The sequence below is a fragment of the Terrabacter tumescens genome (genome assembly GCF_014646815.1).
In the GTDB taxonomy this organism is placed as follows: domain Bacteria; phylum Actinomycetota; class Actinomycetes; order Actinomycetales; family Dermatophilaceae; genus Terrabacter; species Terrabacter tumescens.
The window spans coordinates 116,982-138,102 of sequence record NZ_BMNZ01000006.1; the positions used below are offsets into that span (position 1 = coordinate 116,982).

A 21,121-nucleotide genomic window follows, 5' to 3' on the forward strand; every position below is an offset into this window, starting at 1 on the left:
GGGCTCTCAGGCCTCCGGCGGGGCGCGGTGGAAGACGGCCTCGACGTTGTTGCCGTCGGGGTCGCGCACGAACGCGCCGAAGTAGCCGGGGTGGTACTCCGGCCACAGGCGGGGCTCGTGCAGCGACTCCCCGCCGAGCTCGACGGCCGTGGCGTGGAAGGCGCGCACCGACTCGACGCCGTCGGCCTGGAAGGCGCAGTGCATCTCCCGGTTGGGCTCGTGCCCCTGCCACCGCGTGATCCAGAAGTCGGGGTGTCCTTCGGTCCCGTAGCCGATGGCAACACCGACGTCCATCTGGCGGCTGTAGCCGAGGACGCCGAGCACCGCGTCGTAGAAGCGCGCGCTCGCGTCGAAGTCCGAGCAGTTGATGCCGAAGTGGTCGATCATCTCCCTGAGACTAGGGCCGAAGTGGTCCAGCCGAGCCATTGTCATCCGGCCCAGTCTTTGGTCGACTGTCTGTGGTGGGTCCGGCCCATCAGGGGCCGGTCCGAGCGACCCGGAGGTGCCCATGAGCAGTTCAACGCAGTCGATCCCCGAGAACTCCGCGGAGGCGGACGCCGAACTCGAGGGGTCTACCGCCGGCGTGCACTCGAGCCTGACCGTGGGTGCCCCGGTCGAGCAGGTGTGGCAGCACCTCATCAGTGCCCGCGGCACGGAGGCCCTGCTCGGCCCCGGCGTCACCCTGGGCAGCAAGGGCGAGTCATGGCACAGCACGGACGGGCCGCACGGGGTCGTGCGCAGCTACCACCCGATGGAGCAGGTGCGCGTGTCGTGGCACCGCGACGAGGACGGCCCGCTCAGCATCGTCGACCTCCAGCTGAAGCCGGACGGCGAGGGCACGCGCGTCGACCTCTACCACGAGGGTGAGGGCATCGCCGAGGACGGCGCGGGCGACAAGTCCCACTGGGACGCCGCGTTGGGTCGCTTCGCGGAGGCGCTCGGCTGAGCGCCCGCCGGCGACACGCGGGCCCCGGGGCGTTGTCTGAAAGCGCCTCTGCCCGAACGGATCTCGTCAGCGCACGACCATGACCGGGCAGGTCGCGTCATGGATGACGCGGTGGCTGACCGACCCGAGGAGCATGCCGGTGAAGCCGCCGTGCCCACGCGACCCGACGACGATCAGCCCTGCCGTCGCGCCGAGGTCGGCGAGCGACTGGCCGGGATCGCCGTAGAGCACCTCGGTCGTGACGATGACCTTCGGGTGCAGCGCCCTGACCCGGTTGGCCGCCCGCGTCACGGACTCCTCGGCGTGGTCGCGGATCGCGTGGGTCTCCTCCGTGCCTCCCTTGGCGGTCTCGGCGTAGGTCCAGGCCTCCATCGACGGCGAGTGTGCGACGCGGACGATGTGCAGCACTGCGTCCTCGCGCTCGGCGACCTCGACGGCGGCGTTGACGGCCCGCACCGCGGCGTCCGAGTCGTCAATCCCGACGACGACGTCGTGGCCACGGCCCGGCCGCGCCGGCATCGGCACGTCGTCGGGCGTCTTGCCCTCAGGGCCGCGCACGACGACCACGGGGCACTGCGAATGGGCGGTGACGGCATACGACGTCGATCCGAGCAGACCGGCCAGCAGGCGCCCGCGCCCACGGCTGCCGACGACGATCAGCTCGGCGTCACGGGAGGCGTCGATGAGCTGCGCGGCCGGGCTCCCCAGCCAGTACTGCGTCTCGATCTGCGACGCGTCCAGGGTCGCGCCGGCCCGCTCGGCGCCCTCGTCGACGAGTGCCTTGGCGGCGTGCTCGAGCGTGGGCTCCATCTGCGAGAGGTCCATGGCCGGGAAGGCGGGCACGCTGGCCAGGTTGACGCTGTGCACCAGGGTCAGGTGCTTGCCCTGCTGGCGAGCCGTCTCTGCGGCCCACTCGAGCGCGAGCTGTGATGCTGCCGAACCGTCGTAGCCGACGACGATGCCGTACGTGGTCCGTACCTGGCCGTTCATCGTGCACCCCTTCCCTGGGTCCCGGGACCGGGCCACTCGCTCCGGCCACCTCCATCCTCCCGCGGAGGACCACGTGGCCGGGGCCTTTGTGACCACTCAGACAGGCGAGACGGGGACGACGGGGTATGCCGCCGGGCCGGGTCGGGTGCCCCGGCCCGGCGGCACACGTGGTGTGCTCAGCCGACCGCCTTGAGGGCGTCGATCTCCCCCGCCCCGAACCAGCTGTTCTGGGTGAGGGTGCCCTCGCAGGTCTGCGCCGCTCCGCCGTCGAGGGCCGGGAAGAACGCGTAGGCCGAGACGTCGGTCGGGCACGGGATCGGGTTGACCGCGTCCTGCAGGGCGGCGGACAGCGCGCCGCCGGTCTTGCCGGTGACGCTGGCGATGAGAGCCGCGACACCCGCTGCGTGCGGCGAGGCCATCGACGTCCCTTGCTGGTAGCAGTACGCGGCTCCGCTCGCATCGATGACGCGGCGCGCCGGGAGGCACGTCGAGGTCAGCAGGGAGGCGGGCCAGGTCGACAGGACCCGGCCGTTGGGTGCGGCCGCGGTCTGCTGGAGGATCGAGTCGCCTCCAGGAGCTGCGACGTCGACCTCGGAGATGCCGTAGGAGGAGTAGAACGACTTCATCTGCTTGTTGCCCGTCGCGCTGACGCCGACGACGCCCGGCACCTCGGTCGGGACGACGGCGCACGCGTTGGAGATGTCCCGCGTCACGGGCGTGGTGTCGTCCGGGCTCGTGGCGTCGACGGTCGGGTGCGACAGGTCGTCGGCCTGGTTGCCCTCGGCCGCGACGACGAGGACGCCCTTGGACTGGGCGTACTTGATGGCGCGCCGCTCGGCGGTCCAGATCGCCCGCTGCTCGGCGTCGTTGCGGCAGTTGAAGAGCCACGGGTCGGCGAAGTAGCTGTTGTTGGTCACGTCGACGCCGTGGTCGGCCGCCCACATGAACGAGCAGACGACGGCCTCGGGGAAGAAGAAGCCGGCAGCGTTGCCCGCCTTGATGCCGGCGATCTTGACGCTCGGCGCCACCCCGACCATGCCGATGCCGTTCGCCGCGGCCGCGATCGTGCCGGCCGTGTGGGTGCCGTGGCCGTTGTCGTCCATGGCGGCCACCACCCCGGCCACCGGGACACCGCTGACGCAGTTGACGCTCGCGGCCGCATCGACGTTCGGCGCGAGATCGGGGTGGGTGTAGTCGAGGCCGGTGTCGATGTCACCGACGAGGACCGTCGGTGAGCCGGTGCTGACGGCGTGCGCCTCGCCCACCTTGATCTGCGTCATGTCCCACTGCAGGCCCGACAGCGAGTCATTCAGTCCTGCAACGCCGTTGGCCGGCACGGACGGCGCGTCCGTCGTCGTGTCCCCCGTCGCCGACGCATCCGCCCCGACGGCTCCGCCGTCGACGGCGCTGGCGAACCTCGTCGTGGCGACGGCGCCCTCGACGCCCTTGACCGCACGCATCCTGACCGCGAAGTCGGCGCTCGCCGAGCGGGCGACGACGACACTGATGGGCGCATACGTCGCGACGAGCTGCCCACCGGCCGCCGACACCGCCTTGCCGGCACCGCTCGTCGACGTCTTGTCCTTGTAGACCACCAGATAGGTGGACGTGGCACCGGCCGCCGAGGCGTCGCTGGACGCCACCGCCGTCGCCAACGCGGCAGCCGCGACGACCGCGACCGCTCCGAGCACTGCAGTTCCCCGAGACCCACCCCGACTTCGTGACACGGACATGGTTGTCTCCTTCGCGGCGGCGGCATGAGCGTCCCGCCGCTGGGCCGACTCCTGTGGCGGCCCAGCTCACCACGTTAGGACGTCGAGCCCGTCCGTAGAACCGACTCCGACGAACCTGAGTGCCCGTGTGCCCGAGGTCCGGTGCGGTTCATCCCCTTCGACCCTTTGGGGATGAGAACGTCAGGACGGCAGAGGGATTCGTCAGCTCGACTTCTTGCGCGCCGCAGCGGTGGCACGGTCGTTGGCCCTCTGGATCGCCTCGACGAGCTCGTCCTTGTTCATGCGGGTCCGGCCACGCACGTCCAGCCGTTTCGCGACGTCGAGCAGGTGGCTCTTCGTCGCGTTGGCGTTGACGCCGCCTGCCGAGTCGCCGTCGTTGCGGTGGGTCCGGGCCTCGGCTCCCCGGCGCTCTGCCTGGACGTCGCTCGGGCCCTTCTCGTCCTTGGGCTCCCAGTGGTCGCCCACCTTCTCGAAGGAGTGCTTGAGCGAGGCGAACGCGGTCCGGTGGGCGCGCTCGCCCTCGCCGTACTCCTCGACCGCGGCGTCGTGCGTCGCCAGCCACGTCTCCTGCGCCTTCTTCGGCGACCGCTCGAGCGTGGACGGCAGGTCGGTGTCCGACCTTGTGGTCGAGCGCTTCTTCGCAGGCATGTCCGGACCTCCTTGATCGGTGTTCACCCGGAACGTACCCACGACGCGTGGGCAGTCGCACGCGCGAGTCCGTGACGGCATACGCCATCGCCGTTCGGCTCGCCCGCGGTCGGGTACGGGTGGCGCATGGACACCTCACGCGCGGCCGACTCGAGCACCCCGGACCCCAGCGAGTTCGACGGCGGCCAGCCCGAGAGCACCGACGCGGAAGAGCTCGCGACGGGCCGTCCCGACACGGACGGCCCCGACGTGCTCTTCCCGGACACCCTCCGTCCGAGCGCCACGGAGGGCGCACTCCCCGCCGCGGACGAGGGCGACCTCGTCGAGCAGCAGGTCGACGTCCCGGAGGACGACGACGAGGACGAGCGCCGCGACTGAGCGTCCCCGCGGCACTGGCGGGCGAAAGACTCCGGTTGTCCGGAATGTGTTGCGGCGCGTACCCGAGGGGGTACGAGTCCCCGCGGTGAGGACGCGGCGCCGCGCGCCCTGACCCGACGGTTCACAGCGATTCGGATCGAAGGAGATGGGATGAGCGAAGCTGTCGCACAACGCATGGACGGGGCCGTCAGGAGTCTGGTGCCCGCCCGCATGGACCGACTTCCGTGGACGAAGTTCCACTGGTCGGTCGTCTTCGGGCTCGGGATCTCGTGGATCCTCGACGGCCTCGAGATCCAGATCGTGTCCGAGTCGGGCTTCCAGAAGACGCTCGGCATGTCGGCCGCCCAGGTCGGTCTGACCGGCACGGTCTACCTCGTCGGCCAGGTCGTCGGAGCGCTGACGTTCGGTCGGATGACCGACCGGCTCGGGCGCCGCAAGCTCTTCATCATGACGCTCGTCATATACCTCGTCGGCTCGGGCCTCGCCGGCCTGTCGCCGAACATGTGGTTCCTCTGGGTCTGCCGGTTCATCGCCGGCATGGGCATCGGCGGCGAGTACACCGCGATCAACTCGGCGATCGACGAGCTCATCCCCTCGCGCTTCCGCGGCCGCGTCGACATCGCGATCAACGGGACGTACTGGTTCGGCGCCTTCTTCGGCGCCCTCGCCAACCTCTACCTGCTCAACCCGGACAACGTCGCCGAGAACATCGGCTGGCGCCTGGCCTTCTTCATCGGCCCGATCCTCGGCCTGTCGATCATCTGGCTGCGCCGGCACATCCCGGAGAGCCCGCGGTGGCTGCTCACCCACGGGCGCGCCGAGGAGGCGGAGCGCACCGTCGACGAGATCGAGGAGCGCGTGCGTCGCGAGGGCGGGGAGATCCCCGAGGTCGACGAGAGCAAGGCGATCCTCGTCAAGGCCGAGGACCGCATGGGCTTCAAGGTGCTGTGGGACGTCTTCATCCATCGCTACGGGCGCCGCACGATGCTGGGCCTGACGATGATGGTGACGCAGTCGTTCCTCTACAACGCGATCTTCTTCACCTACGCACTCGTGCTCACGAACTTCTACGGCATCAGCAAGGCCGACACCTCGCTGTACTTCCTGCCGTTCGCCGCCGGCAACCTGCTCGGCCCGCTGCTGCTCGGCCACTTCTTCGACACCGTCGGCCGCCGCAAGATGATCTTCGGGACCTACACGGTCGCGGGCATCGTGCTGCTGGCGTCGGCGTGGGCCTTCCACGCCGAGCTGCTCAACGCGACGACGCACACGATCTTCTGGTGCGTGGCGTTCTTCTTCGCGTCCGCCGGCGCATCGGCCGCCTACCTCACCGTGAGCGAGATCTTCCCGCTCGAGGTGCGTGGCCAGGCGATCAGCTACTTCTTCGTCGTGGCTCAGTGCGCGGGCGCCGTCGCGCCCGTGCTCTACGGCGCGCTCATTGGTGAGGGCAAGGACCGCATGCCGCTCACGTGGGGCTACGTCGCCGGTGCCGTGATCATGATCTTCGGCGGCATCGTCGCCCTCGTGATCGGCATCGACGCGGAGCAGAAGTCGCTCGAGGACGTCGCCGACCCGCTGAGCAAGGTCTCGGAGGAGTCGGGGGCCACCGCATGAACGTCGCTGACCTCGGGCGCGTCCACACCATCGTCGTCGGGGTGAGCCCCACCAGCGGCTCCCCCGGCGCGTTGCGGTGGGCGGTCGAGGAGGCCTCGCTGCGCGGCGGCCGGGTCGTGGCCGTGCGGGCCTGGCGCCCGCACGCACCGGAGACGGCGACCGGCGGCCGCGTGCCGTCGGTCGTCTCCGACGACGGCGCCCGCGCCGTCGAGGCAGCGCGCCTGGCCGAGGACGTCGCGCGCGTCCTCGGACACGACCACGTCGTGGAGACGAGGGTCGTGGCGGGCAAGCGGCGCGCGGTCCTCGTCGAGGAGAGCCGCAACGCCGACCTCGTCGTCATCGACGCCGGCCAGTCCACCGAGGTCGGTGCGCGCTGGCTGGGCAGCAGGCTCGTGCGGGCCTCGCACTGCCCCGTCGTCGTCGTGCCGCCGGCGCTCGGCGGCCGTGGGGTGAGCGCCTTCAGCGCCGCCGCCGGTCGGCTGGGTCGGTCGGTCGAACGCGCCGCCGGCACCGCCGGGCGGCCGGGCTTCCAGCACCCGCCCACGTCCTGACGTCTCCCCTCCTGCCCTGCGGCCGTATGCCGTGTGGCCCGGTCCCGGGACCCGAATCCCTTGCGAGTTGCACCGATTCGGGCCCGGGACCCACGCCTCCCTGCCTAGAGTCTCCGCCTACAGGGATCACAGGGGGCTGTGGATGGCGGCAGGTGGTTCGGCGCAGGCACGCGCCGAGGAGCTCATGGCTCAGGCAGCGCAGGCACGCGCTGCGGCGGACGCCTTGGAGACGGAAGCCGGCGCCTGGACGGCCGGCGCCGACGGCGAGCGCCGCGTCGCAGACTCCTTGGCACAGCTGCCTCCGGGTTGGCACGTGCACCATGACCGGCTGCTGAGGCCCGGGCGTGCTCAGACGAACCTCGACCACGTGGTCGTCGGGCCATCCGGCGTCTATCTCGTGGACACGAAGAACTGGGCGGGTGGGACCAGCGTCCACGACGGCAACCTGTGGCAGCACACGCAGAGCAGCTCGCCCAAGGGACGCGAGCTCGACAACGTCAGCCGGTTCGCGGCAGAGATGGAGCGGGGTCTGGGCCTGCCGGTCGTCCCGGTGATCGCGCTCGCCGGCAGCAGGGCATCGTCCTTTCCCCGCCAGCGGGTGCGCGGCGTCGAGATCATCCCTCGGGACGAGCTCGTCGGCTGGCTCGTGGCGCAACCGGCAGCCTCGAGCGACGACGGGGTAGAGCTCCTCGCACGACGCGTGGCCCATGCCCACCCCCCAGCATCGCTCGACGAGACCAACAGAGCGGACTCGAGCCCCTTGACCGTGGCCGACGTCCTCGGCGCCGACCCGGTGCGACGTGCGCCCGCAGGACGATCGAGTGGGCGCGGTGTCGATCGAACGCCGAACGGGACACCCCGCCGCCGTCAACGGCCTCGCCGCGGTTCGATGGCCTCGGCGCTCTTCGGCCTCGTTGTCCTGATGGCCGCCAGTCAGCTCGGGCCGGGGATCGTCCCGCACCTGCTGGGCCTGGCCCCCGGCCCTTCCCTGTCGTCGACACCGGGTTCAAGCTCGACCCCACCGGTGACGGACGCGAAGCAGTGTCATGCGCTGTCGAGAGCGACCATCGTCCGGGTGAGCGGATCCAGGACGGTTCTGGAGAAGCCACAGCCCGACGTCGACACGTGCACGTGGTGGCTGATGAAGCCTCGCTTCGCGACCCAGACGCCAGACGTGTGGGTGCAGACCGGAGCGGCCGCACGGCGTCGCTTCGCAGCGAGCGGCACCACGGGGTCGCGGGTCGACATGCTGCCCGGCGAGGTCTCCGCGTGGCTGCCCGAGAACACGGCGCTGGCGGGTTGGGCGTCCAAGGCTCGGACGTCGCAACCCTTCCTCATCACCCTCAGGTTCCGGTATCCGGAGGGGGCGAACCAGAAGACCGCTCTCGCCGCCGAGGCTGCCGCGGAGAAGAAGGTGAGCCGTCTGGCGGAGGAGCTGGCCATCGCGCTCGCCCGCCGCGGGCGCAGTTGAGCAGCTGCCGGCGGCGCGGCCGGCTCAGTGGACGAGCATCACCGGACAGGTGGCGTCGTGGATGATGCGGTACGCCGGGGTGCCGGCGAGCACCGCTGCCACGCCACCGGTGTGCGGCGCACCGATGACGAGGAGACCTGCGTCCCGGCTCGTGCGCGTGAGAGCCTCAACCGGGTCACCGAGCAGGGTCTGGGACCTCACCTCGAGACCCGAGTGGCAGCGCACCAGTCCGTCGGTGTCGTAGGGAACCGGGCGTGGTCCGGCACGTCCGGGACGTCCGGGACGTCCGGAGGGACCGGACGCCGTCGACGGGAGCACGGTGACGAGGCGCAGCGGCGCCGCGCACCCCACCGCGACCCCGGCTGCAGCAGAGACCAGTCGCTCGACCCGACCCTCGTGCGCGATGTCGGCGGCTGGGGTCACGGCGCAGACGACCTCGCAGCCCGGACCGGGCACCGCGACGTCGCGACGGGCCCCCCGGGCCGGGTGCGCGAGGTCGTGCAGGACGACGACCGGGCAGTAGGCGCGGGCCGCCACGGCGCTCGAGACCGAGCCGATGAGCGCGCTGCGGGCCCGCCCGCGACCACGCGTGCCCAGCACCACGAGGTCGGCCGTCATCGAGGCGTCGACGAGCTCCCCCGCAGGCCCGCCGAAGGCGTGCACGGCTCGCACGCGCGAACGCGCCAGCGGTTTGCCGGGCCACGTCGACGGTCCCCCGACCATCGTCTCGGCGACCATCTCGAGCGAGGGACTCAACGGCCGCAGGGCATGGCTGCGGCGTCCCGGCAGCAGGTCGAGCTCGACGGCGTGGATGATCCGCAGCTCGTCACCGAGGTCACGTGACACCGCCGCGGCCCACACGAGCGCACGCTGCGACGCGGCCGAGCCGTCGTAGCCCACGACGACGAGGCCATCGGCAGACCTGGATGGGTACATCCGGAGCTCTTTGCAGGACTGTCGAACCGGGTCGACGTCCGCGTCAGTGGATGACCATGACGGGGCACGGTGCGTCGTGGACCACCCGGTGGCTGACGGACCCGAGGAGCATCCCGGTGAAGCCGCCGTGGCCGCGCGATCCCAGGACGACGAGGCCGGCCTTGACGTCCACGGCGTAGGCCGCGATGGCGGCTCCCGCGCCTCCTCCGAGGAGGTTGGTCTGCACCTCGAGACCGGGGTGGGCGCGCTCCGCGTCGTCCGCGACGTGCTTCAGCGTCTCTCCGACGCGGCGGTGCATCTGCTCCATCATCTCCTCGCGCCCGAGCATGGTGTCGGTCTCGGGCCAGGCCTCCAGGCCGCCCACGTTGTCGACGGCCACGACGTGCAACGGAGCCTCGGCGGCGACCGCGACCTGGATCGCGGTCTCCAACGCCTTCTGCGCGTTCTTGGAGTCGTCGAAGGCCGCCACGACCGGGTGCGAGGGACCGGCGTGCACGACAAACTGCCCGCGCACGACGACCGCGGGGCAGTGCGCGTGCGCGGTGACGGCATACGACGTCGAGCCGAGCAGACCACCCGAGATGGCGCCGTGCCCACGGGAGCCCGTCACGACGAGGTCGGCCTGCGACGAGACGCCGACGAGCTCTGCTGCGGCGCTCCCGATGACGCTGAGGGGGTGGATCTCCTTGCGGTCCAACGTCTCTGCCGCAATCTCGATCGCCTCGGCGAGCACTCCGCGGGACATCTCGTCGTACGCCTGGGCCTGCACGCCGGGGTCGTAGGCACGGAAGGTCGGCGTCATGGTGAGCCCGACGCAGTGCAGCAGGGTCAGGGGACGCTCGTCCCGCTTTGCGGTCTCGACGGCCCAGTCCAGCGCCAGTCGAGCACCCGGCGACCCGTCGTAGCCCACGACGATGCCGTGGCTCGTGGTCTCATTCGCCTTGCTGACTGCGGCGTCCATCGCTCTCCCCTTCCCATGAGGTCGGGGCCGCATGCTCCGGCCACTCCCATCGTCCCGCGTCGTGGCGGGTGTGGGGGCGACTTGTGACAGCCCCGACAACGCAGGGAGGACCACCACGAGTCGGACGGCGGCAGGACGCTCGTCGCACCCTGCCGCCGTCTCACCTCACGTGCCGAGCAGCAAGCTCACCGACGTGTTTTCGGTGCAGTCCGGGATCTCGCGGATGGCCCACCTGCCGCGCACGCCGTTGCCCCCGAAGTTGGACTCGGCGTCGCGCTCCTCCACCTCACCTTCGGAGCCCGTCCACCCGCGGGTGGAGTACGCGCCCTGCATGTCCGCCAGAGTCTGCTCGAACGGTTTGGGCGCGACCGCCGTGACGACCGTGCGGCCCCCGCTCCGGGACTGGACTCCCGTCACCACGTAGCCCTCCGGGAGCCTCGCCTGCACGGGGAACGAGGCCGGCAGGTCCACGGGCTTCGCGTCCTTGGCGCAGACCAGGGCGGCCGGCGTCGCGGTGCTCCCCGGCTCTGCCATCGCCGACTCCAGCTCGTCCTCCCCGCACCCCCCGAGCACCGTCACGGCGGCGAGGGCGCAGAGTACTGCCGCGGCCATCGGCCTCACCCGTGCGAGCCCCTTCACCGGATGACCTGCGTCGCTCGGCGGTTGTCGGCCTCGTCGGACTCGCGGATGCGGCCGTCCGGGTCGGCCACGACGACGACCGCGTGGGTGCCCTTGCCGAGACGCACGCCGGGGAAGGCGACCGAGGCCGAGCGGCCTGCCGCGAGATCCACCGGGGTCGACGTGGCGACGTTGACCCCGTCGACGAGCAGCCGCGTCGTGACACCGGCCGCGGTGGCCCTGCCGGGGTTCGCGACGGTCGTCGAAGCGACGTACAGTCCGCCGCTCTTCGTCACGGACAGGGCCGTCGGCGTGAGGTTGGGCAGGGCGTCGTATGCCGCATACAACGTGGTGCCCGTCTGCTGGCGCGCGATGGTGGCGTACGCGTCGAAGTTCTGGGCACCGCCGGGCTGGGCGCACGCGCCCGTGCAGCCGTCGGCGTAGCCGACCTCGACGCGTCCGGTGCGGTCCACCGTGGCGTCCATGAAGTCCAGCAGGTTGCGGTCGTTGCCGCAGGTGGTGCCACCCGTGCAGATGGAGCCCCGCTGGACCGGGTCGCTCGGCGTCGTGTCGACGGTGACCCAGCTCTTGCCGCCGTCGTAGGTGGTCGAGACGTAGAGGTGCCAGTCGCCCGTGAAGTTCGTCGCGTCCTGGTAGTTGCCGGGCGTCGTCGTCCCGATGAAGGCGAACGAGGCCCGGTCGTCGTCACCGGCCACGACGACCGGGAAGACGGTGTTGTGCACGCCGAGGCTCGCACCGACGTTCTGGTCGTCGGTCCACGTCTTGCCCTTGTCGCGACTCACCGCGACGCGGGGCGTGCCGTCGGCGGCCTGGTAGCCCATGTAGACCGTGCCCTTGGCGCCGATGCCGACGCTCGGGTCCGAGTCACCGGCCGTGCTCGCGGGGTTCTTGCGGACCGACCACGTGGTGCCGCCGTCCTCGGAGACCGCGACGGCCTGGTTGCCCCCGCAGGACTTGTTGGGGACGTAGACGGTGCCGTCGTCCGGAGCGACCTTGACGTGCCCGTGCAGGCCACCGCAGTCGAGGAGCGAGTACATGGGGACGGCCGGCCCGAAGGTCACGCCCCCGTCGTGGCTCGACGCGCAGTTCGCATCGGCGATGTCCTGGCTGCAGTAGTAGACGGCGTTCGGGTAGGTCGAGGTCGGCAGCGCCCCGACTCCGGCGGCCGAGTAGGGACCGCCGCCCACCGTCTGGTGGTCGACTCCAGAGTTGAGGCCGCCGCCCTGGCTGGGTGACCACGTCCTCCCCTCGTCGTCCGAGTAGCACATGAGCGAGGTCTTGCCCGCGAGCTGGCTCTCGAAGACGCGGCCGGTCTTCGGGTCGGTGAACCCGATCGGGTCGAGCGAGGTCGAACCGCCGGTGGCGCACCCGTTGGCAGGTGTCGCCGACACGTTGGTCCAGGTGACCTTCGAGGGGGTGACGCTGTCGTCCCATGTGGCCCTGTAGGTGTCGTAGAGCGCCTGGTAGAAGGTCGCGCCTGTCGGGTGGCTACTGCCGATCGAGGGCTCCCCCGCGTCGTGCGCCCGACCGAAGGACTCGGGGGCGCCGTACTGGCTGTAGGTCGGTGGCGTGGCCGTGCTCGGGGCGGGGTTGGCCGGGACCTCGGTCAGGGTCGCGGTCCCCGTCACGGACTCACCCAGGGGCGCGTAGGGCACCACGCGCACCGTGTAGTCGCCGGCCGTCGGCGGCGTCACGATGGTCTCGGGGTCCGCGCTCGAGGCAGAGGAGGCCACGACCGCGCCCGTCCGGTCGAGCAGGTAGATGTCGAAGTCGGCGGCCGCGTTCGCCCAGCCGACCTTGACCGTCAGCTGGTGGGTGTCGCCGTAGGTGCTCGGAGTCGACACGTGCAGGGCGAAGTCGTCACAGAGACCAGGCCCGCACGTGACGTCACCGGCCGTGCCGGTGACGTTCGGCGCGGCGAAGGGCCCGGCGGTCCACTGCACGCTCGGGCTGGTGTCGGACACCGTCCCAGAGTCGGGCGTCGCGGCGAGCGCCGGGGCCGCCACGCCCAGGGCCAAGACGAGGCCGGCTGCGGCGACGACCGGGAGGGAACGGGATGGGGTTCTAGGGGACAGCGTGGGCAACATGCGAGCAGCTCCTGGATCCAAGGAAGGGGACACCCCCGAGATGTCCGGCCGAGGCCGTCGAGCGACGACCGGCGTCCTCGCTCGACCTGTGCAACGACTCACCCGGGCGGGGGGCTACGTGCCGGAAGGTCAACAGGTGGTCAGCAAGTGCTGGGTGCACGCTGGGAGAGCGCTGGATGCAGGTCTGACTTCCAGGGTCGGCAGGGACGGCCGGCTCGACGCGTCCGCGTGTGCGGGTGACCAGACAGACACGTGGCACCGCTCGCAAACGGTGGTCGCCGACGGGCGCCCGGCCTAGCGTCGAAGCATGCACATGGGCCATCCCGGGCGGGCACGCCCGGCGACGAGCGACGTCGACCGGATCAGCGCCGGAGACCTGACGACCCTGGTGAGCGACCGCGGGGCGGCAGCGATGAACATCGCCGCGGTGCTGGTCGTCGACCACGGTGCCGAGCTCGAACCGGCCCGCGTGACAAGGGTGCTCGCGGCCTGGACGGACGCCGTTCCGAGGCTGCGACAGCGACTGCGACGCGCCCCTCCCGGGTGCGGGCGACCGTACTGGGCCGACGACCCGCACTTCACCGTCGACCGGCACGTCGGCTGGCACCACGTCGCGGAGGACGAGGACCTCTTGGACGTCGCAGCTGACGCCACGTGCCGCAGGCTGCCGCGCGATCGACCGTTGTGGCGCTGCATCTGGGTCACGGGGCTGGACGATGGTCGCGCGGCTCTCGTGGTCGTCGTCCACCACGTCCTGGCAGACGGGCTCGGCGGCCTGGCGATGCTGGGAGCGCTCGCGGGCTCCTCGTCCGTCGAGGCCGGGTCTGGCGGGCACGCTCCCCGTCAGGTGCCCTCCGCGCCGGACCTCGCTGCTGAGGCGTGGCGGTCGAGAGCCGCGGGTGTGACGTCGCTGGCGGCCCGCGCCCGCCTGGCTCGCTCGGGCCTGCAGGACCTGGGGCTCGCACGCACGCGCCCCCGCCTCTCTCCCCGCACCTCGCTCAACCGGCCGACGGGTGCCCGTCGTCGTCTGCATGTCGTCACCGTCCCGCTGACGGACCTGGTCGCCACCGGCCACCGGCTGGGCGTCACCGTGAACGACCTCGTGCTGGCGGCCGTGGCCGACTCGCTGTCAGGACTCCTTCGCGACCGAGGCGAGTCCGTCGACTCGCTCGTCGTGTCCGTGCCCTACTCCGGTCGCGCGGGGACCGAGGCCGGCCGTCTCGGCAACGACACCGGCGTCGTCCCCTTCCGGATCCCCCTGAACGTCGACTCCGACACACGACTGCAGACCATCGCGCGCCTGACGCGTGACCAGCGCCGTCGCCCTCGTGCCGCCTCGGCTGCCCCGCTGGGTGTCGCGTTCCGCCTGCTCGCGAGGCTCGGGGTGTTTCGCTGGTTCGTCGACCGCCAGCGGCTCGTCAACACCTTCGTCACGAACGTGCGCGGACCGGCGCAGCCGTGGCGGTTCTGCGACCGCGTCGTCAGCAGCGTCGTCCCCGTCGCCGTGACGCCGGGCAACGTCGCCGTCACCTTCGACGTGCTCTCGTATGCCGGCACGCTCGGAGTCACCGTCGTGGCCGATCCCGACGTGGTGCCTGATCAGGCACGCCTCGCCGGCTACCTCCATGAGGCCCTTTCCGACCGGATGGGCGCCTCGGACTGAGCGGCGCTTTACGACGGGCGGGGCCGAAACGCGCTGCGGACGGTCTACGTCGCGTGTGCGCGCCTCAGGCGTCACGCGCGGCTCTGAGGATGGCGTCCGCCGAGACATCGATGTCGGCCTCCGTCGTCGTCGCGTTGGACACCGACACGCGGATGAGCCGCTGGCCGTGCCAGGTCGTCGCACCCACCCAGCACGTGCCCTCACGCTGCACGGCGTCGACCACGACGTCGGTGCCGGCCGGGTCGCCGATGCTGACCAGGACCTGGTTGAGCACGACGTCGTTGTGGATGGTGGCGCCACCCGCTTCGAGGCGCGACGCCATGCGCCGGGCCAGGGCGCAGCACCGGTCGACGAGCTCTGCAACGCCATCGGAACCCAGCTCTCGGATCGCAGCCCAGACGGCGAAGCCCCGTGCACGCCTGGAGGACTCAGGCGTCAGGTCACCCAGGACGGGGTCTGAGAGGGCGCCGGACCCGGTGAGGTACGACGCGGCATACGACATCGTGGCGGCATGAAGCGTCGCGTCGGCGCAGAAGGCGAGTCCGCAGTCGTAGGGCACGTTGAGCCACTTGTGGGCGTCGGTGCCCCACGAGTCGGCCAGCTCGACGCCGTCGACGAGGTGCGCAGTCCGGGGGCTCGCGGCGGCCCAGAGCCCGAAGGCGCCGTCGACGTGGACCCACGCCCCGCGATCGTGGGCCAGCGTCGTCGCCGCGCGGAGTTCGTCGCAGGCTCCGGTGTTCACGTTGCCGGCCTGCAGGCACACGATGAGCGGCCGGTCCCGAAGCGCGTCGAGCGTCGTGCGCAGACGGTCGACGTCAATCGCCCCTTGCGACGTCGAGGCGACGGGCTCGATGCTGCTGGTGCCGAACCCGAGCAGACGGGCGGCCCGGTCGACGGTGGCGTGGCGCTCCTCGCTCGCGACGACCGCGACCCGCGGCGCGCCGAAGAGGCCGTCCCGGGCCACGTCCCATCCGCGATCGGCTAGCACGCGTTGCCGCCCCACGGCGAGGCCCACGGTGTTCGCCGCCTGCGCGCCGGTGACGAAGCCGACGGAGGCCGTCGCCGGGAGCCCCAGCAGCTGCTTGGCCCACCCGCCGGCAGCGCGCTCGGCCGCCGCGGCGGCCGGCGAGAGCACCTCGTTGTAGGCGCACTGGTCCCAGCCGGCGGCGAGCATGTCAGCGGCCGTCGCGGCGGGCGAGGCGCCCCCGATCACGAAGCCGAAGAAGCGTGGACCCACGGTCCCGACCAGGCCGGGGCTCGCGGCTGCGACGAGCTCCTCGACGACGCGACGGGCGTCCGCGGGCCGGACCGCGAGCGGCGTCGTGAAGGCTGCGTCCATGGCTTCCCGGTCCACCCCGGGGTGGACCGGTCGGTCGGCGACGGTCCCGCGATGACGAGCGCTTTCGGCTGCTGCGAGGGCGAGGAGCTGCTCGATGTCGACGTCCATCCCCCGCACGCTCCTCTCCGGCAGGCGAGGAACGCAAGGGTGGATCCGTGTCGTTCGGTCGGGGCCCTTCCCAACCCTTGACCGTGAGTCGAACACATGTTCGAATGGACCATGGACGGCGCGATGGCGGTGAGCACCCACTCGGTGGTCGGTGCTGCCCACGCTGGCGACGCCGTGGTCGACCTCGACCGCTTGGCCGACCTCTATCGCGCACGCGCTGCCGGTGGTGGACGACGGCGCCAATGCGACCTTCCTCTCCTCGAGCGGACCCTTCGCCGCGAGGTTGCCGGGTCGGTCCTCGCGCACGTCCTGCCCGCCCTGGTGACCCAGCTCATCGACGCCGTCGCCGACGACCTCTCCCCGATCGAGGCCGGCGATGCGCTCACGGAGCTGGAGTCGGAGGCGGATTCCGACCTCCGGGTCTTCGAGTCCGTCGAGCGCTGCAAGGCCGTGCTCGACGCCGTCGGACTCGAGGCACTCGCGCGGCTGCGTTCCACCGTCGAGTCCAGCGAGCTGACCCGCTTCGCGGGCCTCGGCCGCCCCAAGCCGCCCGGCTGGGTCGATGCAGACGAGCTGACGGCCATGGAGGTGAGCACGTGCACCGGCCTGGGCCACCACGAGGTCCGCGCCCGCCTCGATCTGGCGACCGCCCGCACTCCGGGCGCCGCCGCCCTGCGAGGACGGCTTCAGCGGGGCGAGGTGTCGCTCTACCGCGCGTGCACCATCCAGGGCGAGCTGGCGTCGCTGCCGGTCGAGTGCGGACCGGGCATCGTCGAGGCGTCGCTGCGACTCAAGGATGGCGCCCCTCCCTCTCCCACGCTCTTCCGGCAGCGGCTGACCCGAGCCTGCCTCGCGGCAGATCGCGACGCAGCCGAGCGCCGGCGGACGGCCAGGCGCCGACGCGGAGCGCACGCTCAGATCACCGGTGACGGCCTCGGCATGCTCACGGTCATCAACGACGCCGACAAGATCGTCGCCGCCATGGAGCGGGCCGACGCGGTGGCCCGGGCTGCGCGTGCAGATGGCGACCCCCGCGACCTCGACACCCTGCGCGCCGACGTCATCACCGACACCCTCATGTTCGGCTGGCCGACAGACCCCTCCCCGACGTCTCCGACGGCTGGTTCACCTGCGGCCGGCGCGACGCGCGATGAGGGCTCGTGTGAGAAGTGGTACTCCCGACTCGGACGTCGGCCCGCCGCGGCCATCACCCTCGTGGTGCCGTTCACGACAGCCTTGGGCCTGACCGACGCACCGTGCGAGGTGCGCGGCCATGGTTGGGTGACGGCCGAGCACGCGCGCCAGATCATGCTCAACGACGGCTCGACCTGGCGACGCCTCGCCGTCGACGCGGACACCGGCGCCGCTCTGCACCTTGAGACGAGGGCCTACCAGCCGACGCCGGCCATGCGGGCCCATGTCGAAGCCGTAGACGGCACCTGCCGCGCTCCCGGCTGCACCGTGCCCGCCGCCCGCTGCGACCTCGACCACGACACACCGTGGCCGGAGGGCCGGACCGAGGTCGCGAACCTCTCGAGCAAGCACCGCGCCCACCACAACCTGCACACCCACGGTCACTGGCTGGTGAGTCGTGAGGGCGATCGGGTTCGCTGGCGCACCAAAGCTGCTCGCCGCTACGACACCCATCCGAAGGACTGGCTCGAGGCCGTTCGTGATGCCGCGGTGATCACGCCACCACCGGTCTCCGACCCACCGCCGTTCTGAACCACACCCTCGATCTGACCCGCCACACGACGAGCAGACGAACCCGTCCCGTCCTGAGCCGGCTTCTCTGCCGGACTCGTGCCGGCCCGCGGCCGGGCCCTCACGCGCCTCGGGCGGGACCTGCCGTCAGGATGCAGCCGAGAGCGGGTCGGGCAGACGGACGACGCCGTCGGCCGTCGCGAGGAGGTAGCCGAGCAGACCCACGCCGTGCGCCGCACAGCTGTCGATCGCCATCTGGTGCCACGCCCGCTCGGTGTCGTCGGGAGCGGTCCCCTGAGGTCGACCACGACCGATGAGGACCGAGCCGTCCCTGGCGGCGACGAGCGGGAGCAGCATCTCGAGCAGCCGCTCGAGGTCCCCGATCGCGGCGCCCACCGGCACGTCGTGGAGCAGGATCGGCTGGATCCCGCGATCCTCGGAGTCGCAGACCATGACGGCGACGCACCCGACCTCGCGGTCGGCGTCGCCGATGATCAGGTCGATGACATCAGCGGCGACTCGCCGGTTGGTCAGGGGTATCTGGCTCGCCCGAGGGGGCAGGTCTTCGAACGTCATGCCGTCATGGTCGTCCGGACGAAGGCACCCGTGCCGACGTTGTCCCCAGCCCGGGTGGGCCCGGACCACCAGGTGACCGTGGCGGGACCGTCGTGGACGGGGGACGACAAGGGGGGCGTATGCCGTCCACGCGGCGGACGGCATACGCCCTCGGTGGTGACGACCCCTACGGGAGGGGGTCAGGCGACGCGCTGCTGGGGCGCGGTCTCCTTCGTCTTGCCCGGGTCCTTCTCGACGATGTCGCCGAGGACGTCGTCGATCTTCGTCATGAGCTCGGGCTCGAGCTTCACACCGGCGGCCTTGACGTTCTCGGCGACCTGCTCGGGACGCGAGGCGCCGACGAGGGCGGCAGCGACGTTGGGGTTCTGGAGCACCCAGGCCACGGCGAGCTGGGCCATGGTCAGGCCCGCCTCGTCGGCGATGGGCTTGAGGTTCTGCACGCGGGTCAGGACGTCGTCGTTCATGAAGCGCTTGATCATGTCGGCGCCGCCCTTCTCGTCGGCCGCACGCGAGCCCTCGGGCGGCTGCTGGCCGGGCTGGTACTTGCCTGTGAGCACACCCTGGGCGATGGGGCTCCACACGATCTGGCTGACGCCGAGCTCCTCGCACGTCGGCACGACCTCACCCTCGATGACGCGCCACAGCATCGAGTACTGCGGCTGGCTCGAGATGAGCTGGAAGCCGAGCTCCTTTGCGAGAGTGACGCCCTCGCGGATCTGGTCGGCCGTCCACTCGCTGACGCCGATGTAGAGCGCCTTGCCCTGACGGACGACGTCGGCAAACGCCTGCATCGTCTCCTCGAGCGGCGTCTCGGTGTCGTAGCGGTGGGCCTGGTAGAGGTCGACGTAGTCGGTCTGGAGCCGCTCGAGCGAGCCGTTGATGGACTCCATGATGTGCTTGCGGGAGAGGCCGGTGTCGTTCTTGCCGCCAGGCCCGGTGGGCCAGTAGACCTTCGTGAAGATCTCGAGGCTCTCGCGCCGCTCGCCCTTGAGGGCCTCACCGAGGACGGTCTCGGCCTTGGTGTTGGCGTAGACGTCGGCCGTGTCGAAGGTGCTGATGCCGGCGTCGAGCGCGGCCTGCACGCACTTGGTCGCGACGTCGTTCTCGACCTGCGAGCCGTGGGTGAGCCAGTTGCCGTAGGTGATCTCGGAGATCTTGAGTCCGCTGTTGCCGAGGTATCGGAAGTTCATCCTTCCACCGTATGCCGCCCGCCGATCGCGCCAGAGGCGCCCGGTCGAGGCATGAGACGGGTGCCGATGGAACTGTCGTCGCGGGTACGACGTTCCTCAGTGACCGACGGTCCGGCTCGCCGGGCGATCGGAATCTTCAAGTACACGTGAACGTTGAACGGCACGTGGAACCCGTGGGCACCGTGCCCACGACGAACCCGAAGGGGGTGCACCATGAGGCGAAGGAAGTACGAGGAGTTCGAAGAGGACAACGGAACCGTGCTGCGCTACGCCCGCCACGACAACGGTGGTGGTTTCGTCGAGTCGCACGCCCACGTCGACCGGACCGCCTACGTCGGTGAGTCCGCCTATGTCGACCGCGGCGCCGTGGTCGGCCCCGACGTCCGCGTCGCGAGCGGCGCCTGGATCGAGCGCGGGGCCACGGTGCACGCCGGGGCGACCGTCGGGACCGGCGCCCACGTCGCGGCCGGTGCCGTCATCGGACGCGATGCCAGGATCGGCCCCCGCGCCAAGGTCGGCACCGAGACCCACGTCTGGGACGGCGCCCGCGTCGACACCGACGAGGTCATCCCACGGGGTGCTGTCGTGCGTACCGGCACCCATCGGCGTCACGCGGCCTGACGGACGCGTCCCCACTCAGGACGCGGCATGGTGCGCGACCTCGCGCACCGATGTCCGGGGCAGCCACGGGTATGCCGCGTGGCCGGCCGACGCGTCGAACCGCAGGTCGGCCCGGTCCATCCCCAGGCCGGTCCGTGCCAGTCGGGCCAACGACGGACGGACCGGTCGGGCCACCTGACCCATGACCCGTAGGGCGAGGCGGGGCACGTGGCGCGGCGCCCGGCCGGGGCACACGAGACGAGCCAGCTCGTTGAAGGTCAGGTCTTCACCTCCGACCTCGACGACCTTGCCCCTCAACGTCCGGTCGGTCGCAGCACGCGCCACCGCGGCGGCCACGTCCTGCACGCTGACGAAGTTGAGCGGGTTCTCGCCGTGGCCGAACACCTGAGGCCCCTTGCCGTCGTGCGCCGACTGCTCGAGCGTCTCGACCCACATCTCGGCGAAGGCCGAGGCCCGCACGATCGTCCAGTCGACGCCGCTCGCCCTCAGGTGCTCCTCCGCCGCCCACTTCATCCGGTGCAGCTCGATCGGGTGGTCGGCGGACGCACCGACCACCGAGACGAGGACCACGTCCGCACCCCGCACTCGGGCCGCGTCGATGAGCGCGATGTTCCCGTCCCGGTCGACCTCGCCCGGCGACTCCCCCGCCACCGGGTCCATGCCGTGGGCCGCCGCCACGACGAGGTCGGCTCCGTCGAGAGCAGGTGCCAGGGTCGACGGCCGGCGCAGGTCCGCGGCGACGAAGTGCGCTCCCGGCACTCGTGTCGCAGGAGCCGAGCGAGCGACCACTCTGACCTGCTCACCCGCCTCGACGAGGTGTGCGGTGACGAGACGACCGAGGCGGCCGGTGCCGCCGATGACCGCGATCATGGCCACTGTCCTTCCGGGGGACTGCCCAGCTACGGGCTCGTGGCGCGGGATGGTTCTCGCGTCCCTCTCAGGCTCTCACCGCGTCCTGACGACTGG

The 21,121-nt window shown here is 71.4% G+C and carries 20 protein-coding genes; 8 read left to right on the forward strand and 12 right to left on the reverse strand.

All coding sequences use genetic code 11. From position 1 onward, the window contains the following. Positions 1 to 6 precede the first annotated feature (6 nt). The gene (locus tag IEY30_RS15805) at positions 7 to 387 is read right to left on the reverse strand and encodes a VOC family protein (protein WP_030200096.1); all 381 of its coding nucleotides are present in this window, start codon (positions 385 to 387) and stop codon (positions 7 to 9) included. 121 nt (positions 388 to 508) lie between these two features. Between IEY30_RS15805 and IEY30_RS15810 the strand changes: the two genes are divergently transcribed. Next, complete coding sequence (locus IEY30_RS15810; RefSeq protein ID WP_030200098.1) at positions 509 to 946, forward strand: SRPBCC family protein; 438 nt, start codon at positions 509 to 511, stop codon at positions 944 to 946. Positions 947 to 1,012: 66 nt separating this feature from the next. Here the strand turns inward: IEY30_RS15810 and IEY30_RS15815 are convergent, their stop codons facing one another. The 3 genes from IEY30_RS15815 to IEY30_RS15825 all read right to left on the reverse strand — a co-directional run bounded on the left by IEY30_RS15815 (position 1,013) and on the right by IEY30_RS15825 (position 4,317). Beyond that, the gene (locus tag IEY30_RS15815; RefSeq protein ID WP_030200100.1) at positions 1,013 to 1,936 is read right to left on the reverse strand and encodes a universal stress protein; all 924 of its coding nucleotides are present in this window, start codon (positions 1,934 to 1,936) and stop codon (positions 1,013 to 1,015) included. Between the two features lie 176 nt (positions 1,937 to 2,112). Next, positions 2,113 to 3,579: a S8 family serine peptidase gene (locus tag IEY30_RS15820; RefSeq protein WP_229675034.1), complete on the reverse strand. Its 1,467-nt coding sequence runs from the start codon at positions 3,577 to 3,579 to the stop codon at positions 2,113 to 2,115. A 291-nt stretch (positions 3,580 to 3,870) separates the two neighbouring features. Then, the gene (locus IEY30_RS15825) at positions 3,871 to 4,317 is read right to left on the reverse strand and encodes a ChaB family protein (RefSeq protein ID WP_030200102.1); all 447 of its coding nucleotides are present in this window, start codon (positions 4,315 to 4,317) and stop codon (positions 3,871 to 3,873) included. 126 nt (positions 4,318 to 4,443) lie between these two features. Between IEY30_RS15825 and IEY30_RS15830 the strand changes: the two genes are divergently transcribed. The 4 genes from IEY30_RS15830 to IEY30_RS15845 all read left to right on the forward strand — a co-directional run bounded on the left by IEY30_RS15830 (position 4,444) and on the right by IEY30_RS15845 (position 8,331). Next, the gene (locus tag IEY30_RS15830) at positions 4,444 to 4,695 is read left to right on the forward strand and encodes a hypothetical protein (protein ID WP_030200103.1); all 252 of its coding nucleotides are present in this window, start codon (positions 4,444 to 4,446) and stop codon (positions 4,693 to 4,695) included. 150 nt (positions 4,696 to 4,845) lie between these two features. Then, the gene (locus IEY30_RS15835) at positions 4,846 to 6,309 is read left to right on the forward strand and encodes an MFS transporter (protein WP_030200104.1); all 1,464 of its coding nucleotides are present in this window, start codon (positions 4,846 to 4,848) and stop codon (positions 6,307 to 6,309) included. Next, positions 6,306 to 6,860 carry a universal stress protein gene (locus tag IEY30_RS15840; RefSeq protein WP_030200105.1) on the forward strand — a complete coding sequence of 185 codons (555 nt, stop codon included), beginning with the start codon at positions 6,306 to 6,308 and terminating at the stop codon, positions 6,858 to 6,860. Before IEY30_RS15835 ends, IEY30_RS15840 begins: the two co-directional genes overlap by 4 nt. Positions 6,861 to 6,891: 31 nt before the next feature. Then, a complete protein-coding gene (locus IEY30_RS15845) occupies positions 6,892 to 8,331 on the forward strand; it encodes a nuclease-related domain-containing protein (RefSeq protein WP_229675035.1) in 1,440 nt (479 codons plus the stop codon). Positions 8,332 to 8,355: 24 nt separating this feature from the next. Here the strand turns inward: IEY30_RS15845 and IEY30_RS15850 are convergent, their stop codons facing one another. The 4 genes from IEY30_RS15850 to IEY30_RS15865 form a co-directional block, all read right to left on the reverse strand. Continuing rightward, complete coding sequence (locus tag IEY30_RS15850; RefSeq protein ID WP_081920552.1) at positions 8,356 to 9,267, reverse strand: universal stress protein; 912 nt, start codon at positions 9,265 to 9,267, stop codon at positions 8,356 to 8,358. Positions 9,268 to 9,310: 43 nt separating this feature from the next. Next, entirely contained in the window at positions 9,311 to 10,228 is a 918-nt protein-coding gene (locus IEY30_RS15855; RefSeq protein WP_030200109.1) for a universal stress protein, read from the reverse strand. A gap of 165 nt (positions 10,229 to 10,393) precedes the next feature. Then, positions 10,394 to 10,840, reverse strand: coding sequence for a hypothetical protein (locus IEY30_RS15860; RefSeq protein WP_156035374.1), 447 nt, complete (start codon positions 10,838 to 10,840; stop codon positions 10,394 to 10,396). Positions 10,841 to 10,863: 23 nt separating this feature from the next. Beyond that, positions 10,864 to 12,831, reverse strand: a complete 1,968-nt coding sequence (locus IEY30_RS15865) for a CARDB domain-containing protein (RefSeq protein WP_162181016.1) — start codon at positions 12,829 to 12,831, stop codon at positions 10,864 to 10,866. A 430-nt stretch (positions 12,832 to 13,261) separates the two neighbouring features. Between IEY30_RS15865 and IEY30_RS15870 the strand changes: the two genes are divergently transcribed. Then, a complete protein-coding gene (locus tag IEY30_RS15870) occupies positions 13,262 to 14,617 on the forward strand; it encodes a wax ester/triacylglycerol synthase domain-containing protein (protein ID WP_081920554.1) in 1,356 nt (451 codons plus the stop codon). 64 nt (positions 14,618 to 14,681) lie between these two features. On the opposite strand, the gene IEY30_RS15875 is transcribed toward IEY30_RS15870, so the two are convergent. Further along, on the reverse strand, positions 14,682 to 16,064 hold the full coding sequence (locus IEY30_RS15875; RefSeq protein ID WP_030200117.1) for a pyridoxal phosphate-dependent decarboxylase family protein: 1,383 nt from the start codon (positions 16,062 to 16,064) through the stop codon (positions 14,682 to 14,684). A gap of 96 nt (positions 16,065 to 16,160) precedes the next feature. On the opposite strand from IEY30_RS15875, the gene IEY30_RS15880 reads away from it, so the two are divergent. Then, entirely contained in the window at positions 16,161 to 17,789 is a 1,629-nt protein-coding gene (locus IEY30_RS15880; protein ID WP_030200119.1) for an HNH endonuclease signature motif containing protein, read from the forward strand. Between the two features lie 126 nt (positions 17,790 to 17,915). Here the strand turns inward: IEY30_RS15880 and IEY30_RS15885 are convergent, their stop codons facing one another. Further along, positions 17,916 to 18,344, reverse strand: a complete 429-nt coding sequence (locus tag IEY30_RS15885; protein WP_030200121.1) for a hypothetical protein — start codon at positions 18,342 to 18,344, stop codon at positions 17,916 to 17,918. 179 nt (positions 18,345 to 18,523) lie between these two features. Further along, complete coding sequence (locus tag IEY30_RS15890) at positions 18,524 to 19,534, reverse strand: aldo/keto reductase family protein (protein ID WP_030200124.1); 1,011 nt, start codon at positions 19,532 to 19,534, stop codon at positions 18,524 to 18,526. A gap of 213 nt (positions 19,535 to 19,747) precedes the next feature. Here IEY30_RS15890 and IEY30_RS15895 point away from each other — a divergent pair, with 213 nt between their 5' ends. Further along, the gene (locus IEY30_RS15895) at positions 19,748 to 20,155 is read left to right on the forward strand and encodes a hypothetical protein (RefSeq protein ID WP_030200125.1); all 408 of its coding nucleotides are present in this window, start codon (positions 19,748 to 19,750) and stop codon (positions 20,153 to 20,155) included. Between the two features lie 15 nt (positions 20,156 to 20,170). Here the strand turns inward: IEY30_RS15895 and IEY30_RS15900 are convergent, their stop codons facing one another. Further along, positions 20,171 to 21,025: an SDR family oxidoreductase gene (locus IEY30_RS15900; RefSeq protein WP_030200127.1), complete on the reverse strand. Its 855-nt coding sequence runs from the start codon at positions 21,023 to 21,025 to the stop codon at positions 20,171 to 20,173. Positions 21,026 to 21,121 lie beyond the last annotated feature (96 nt).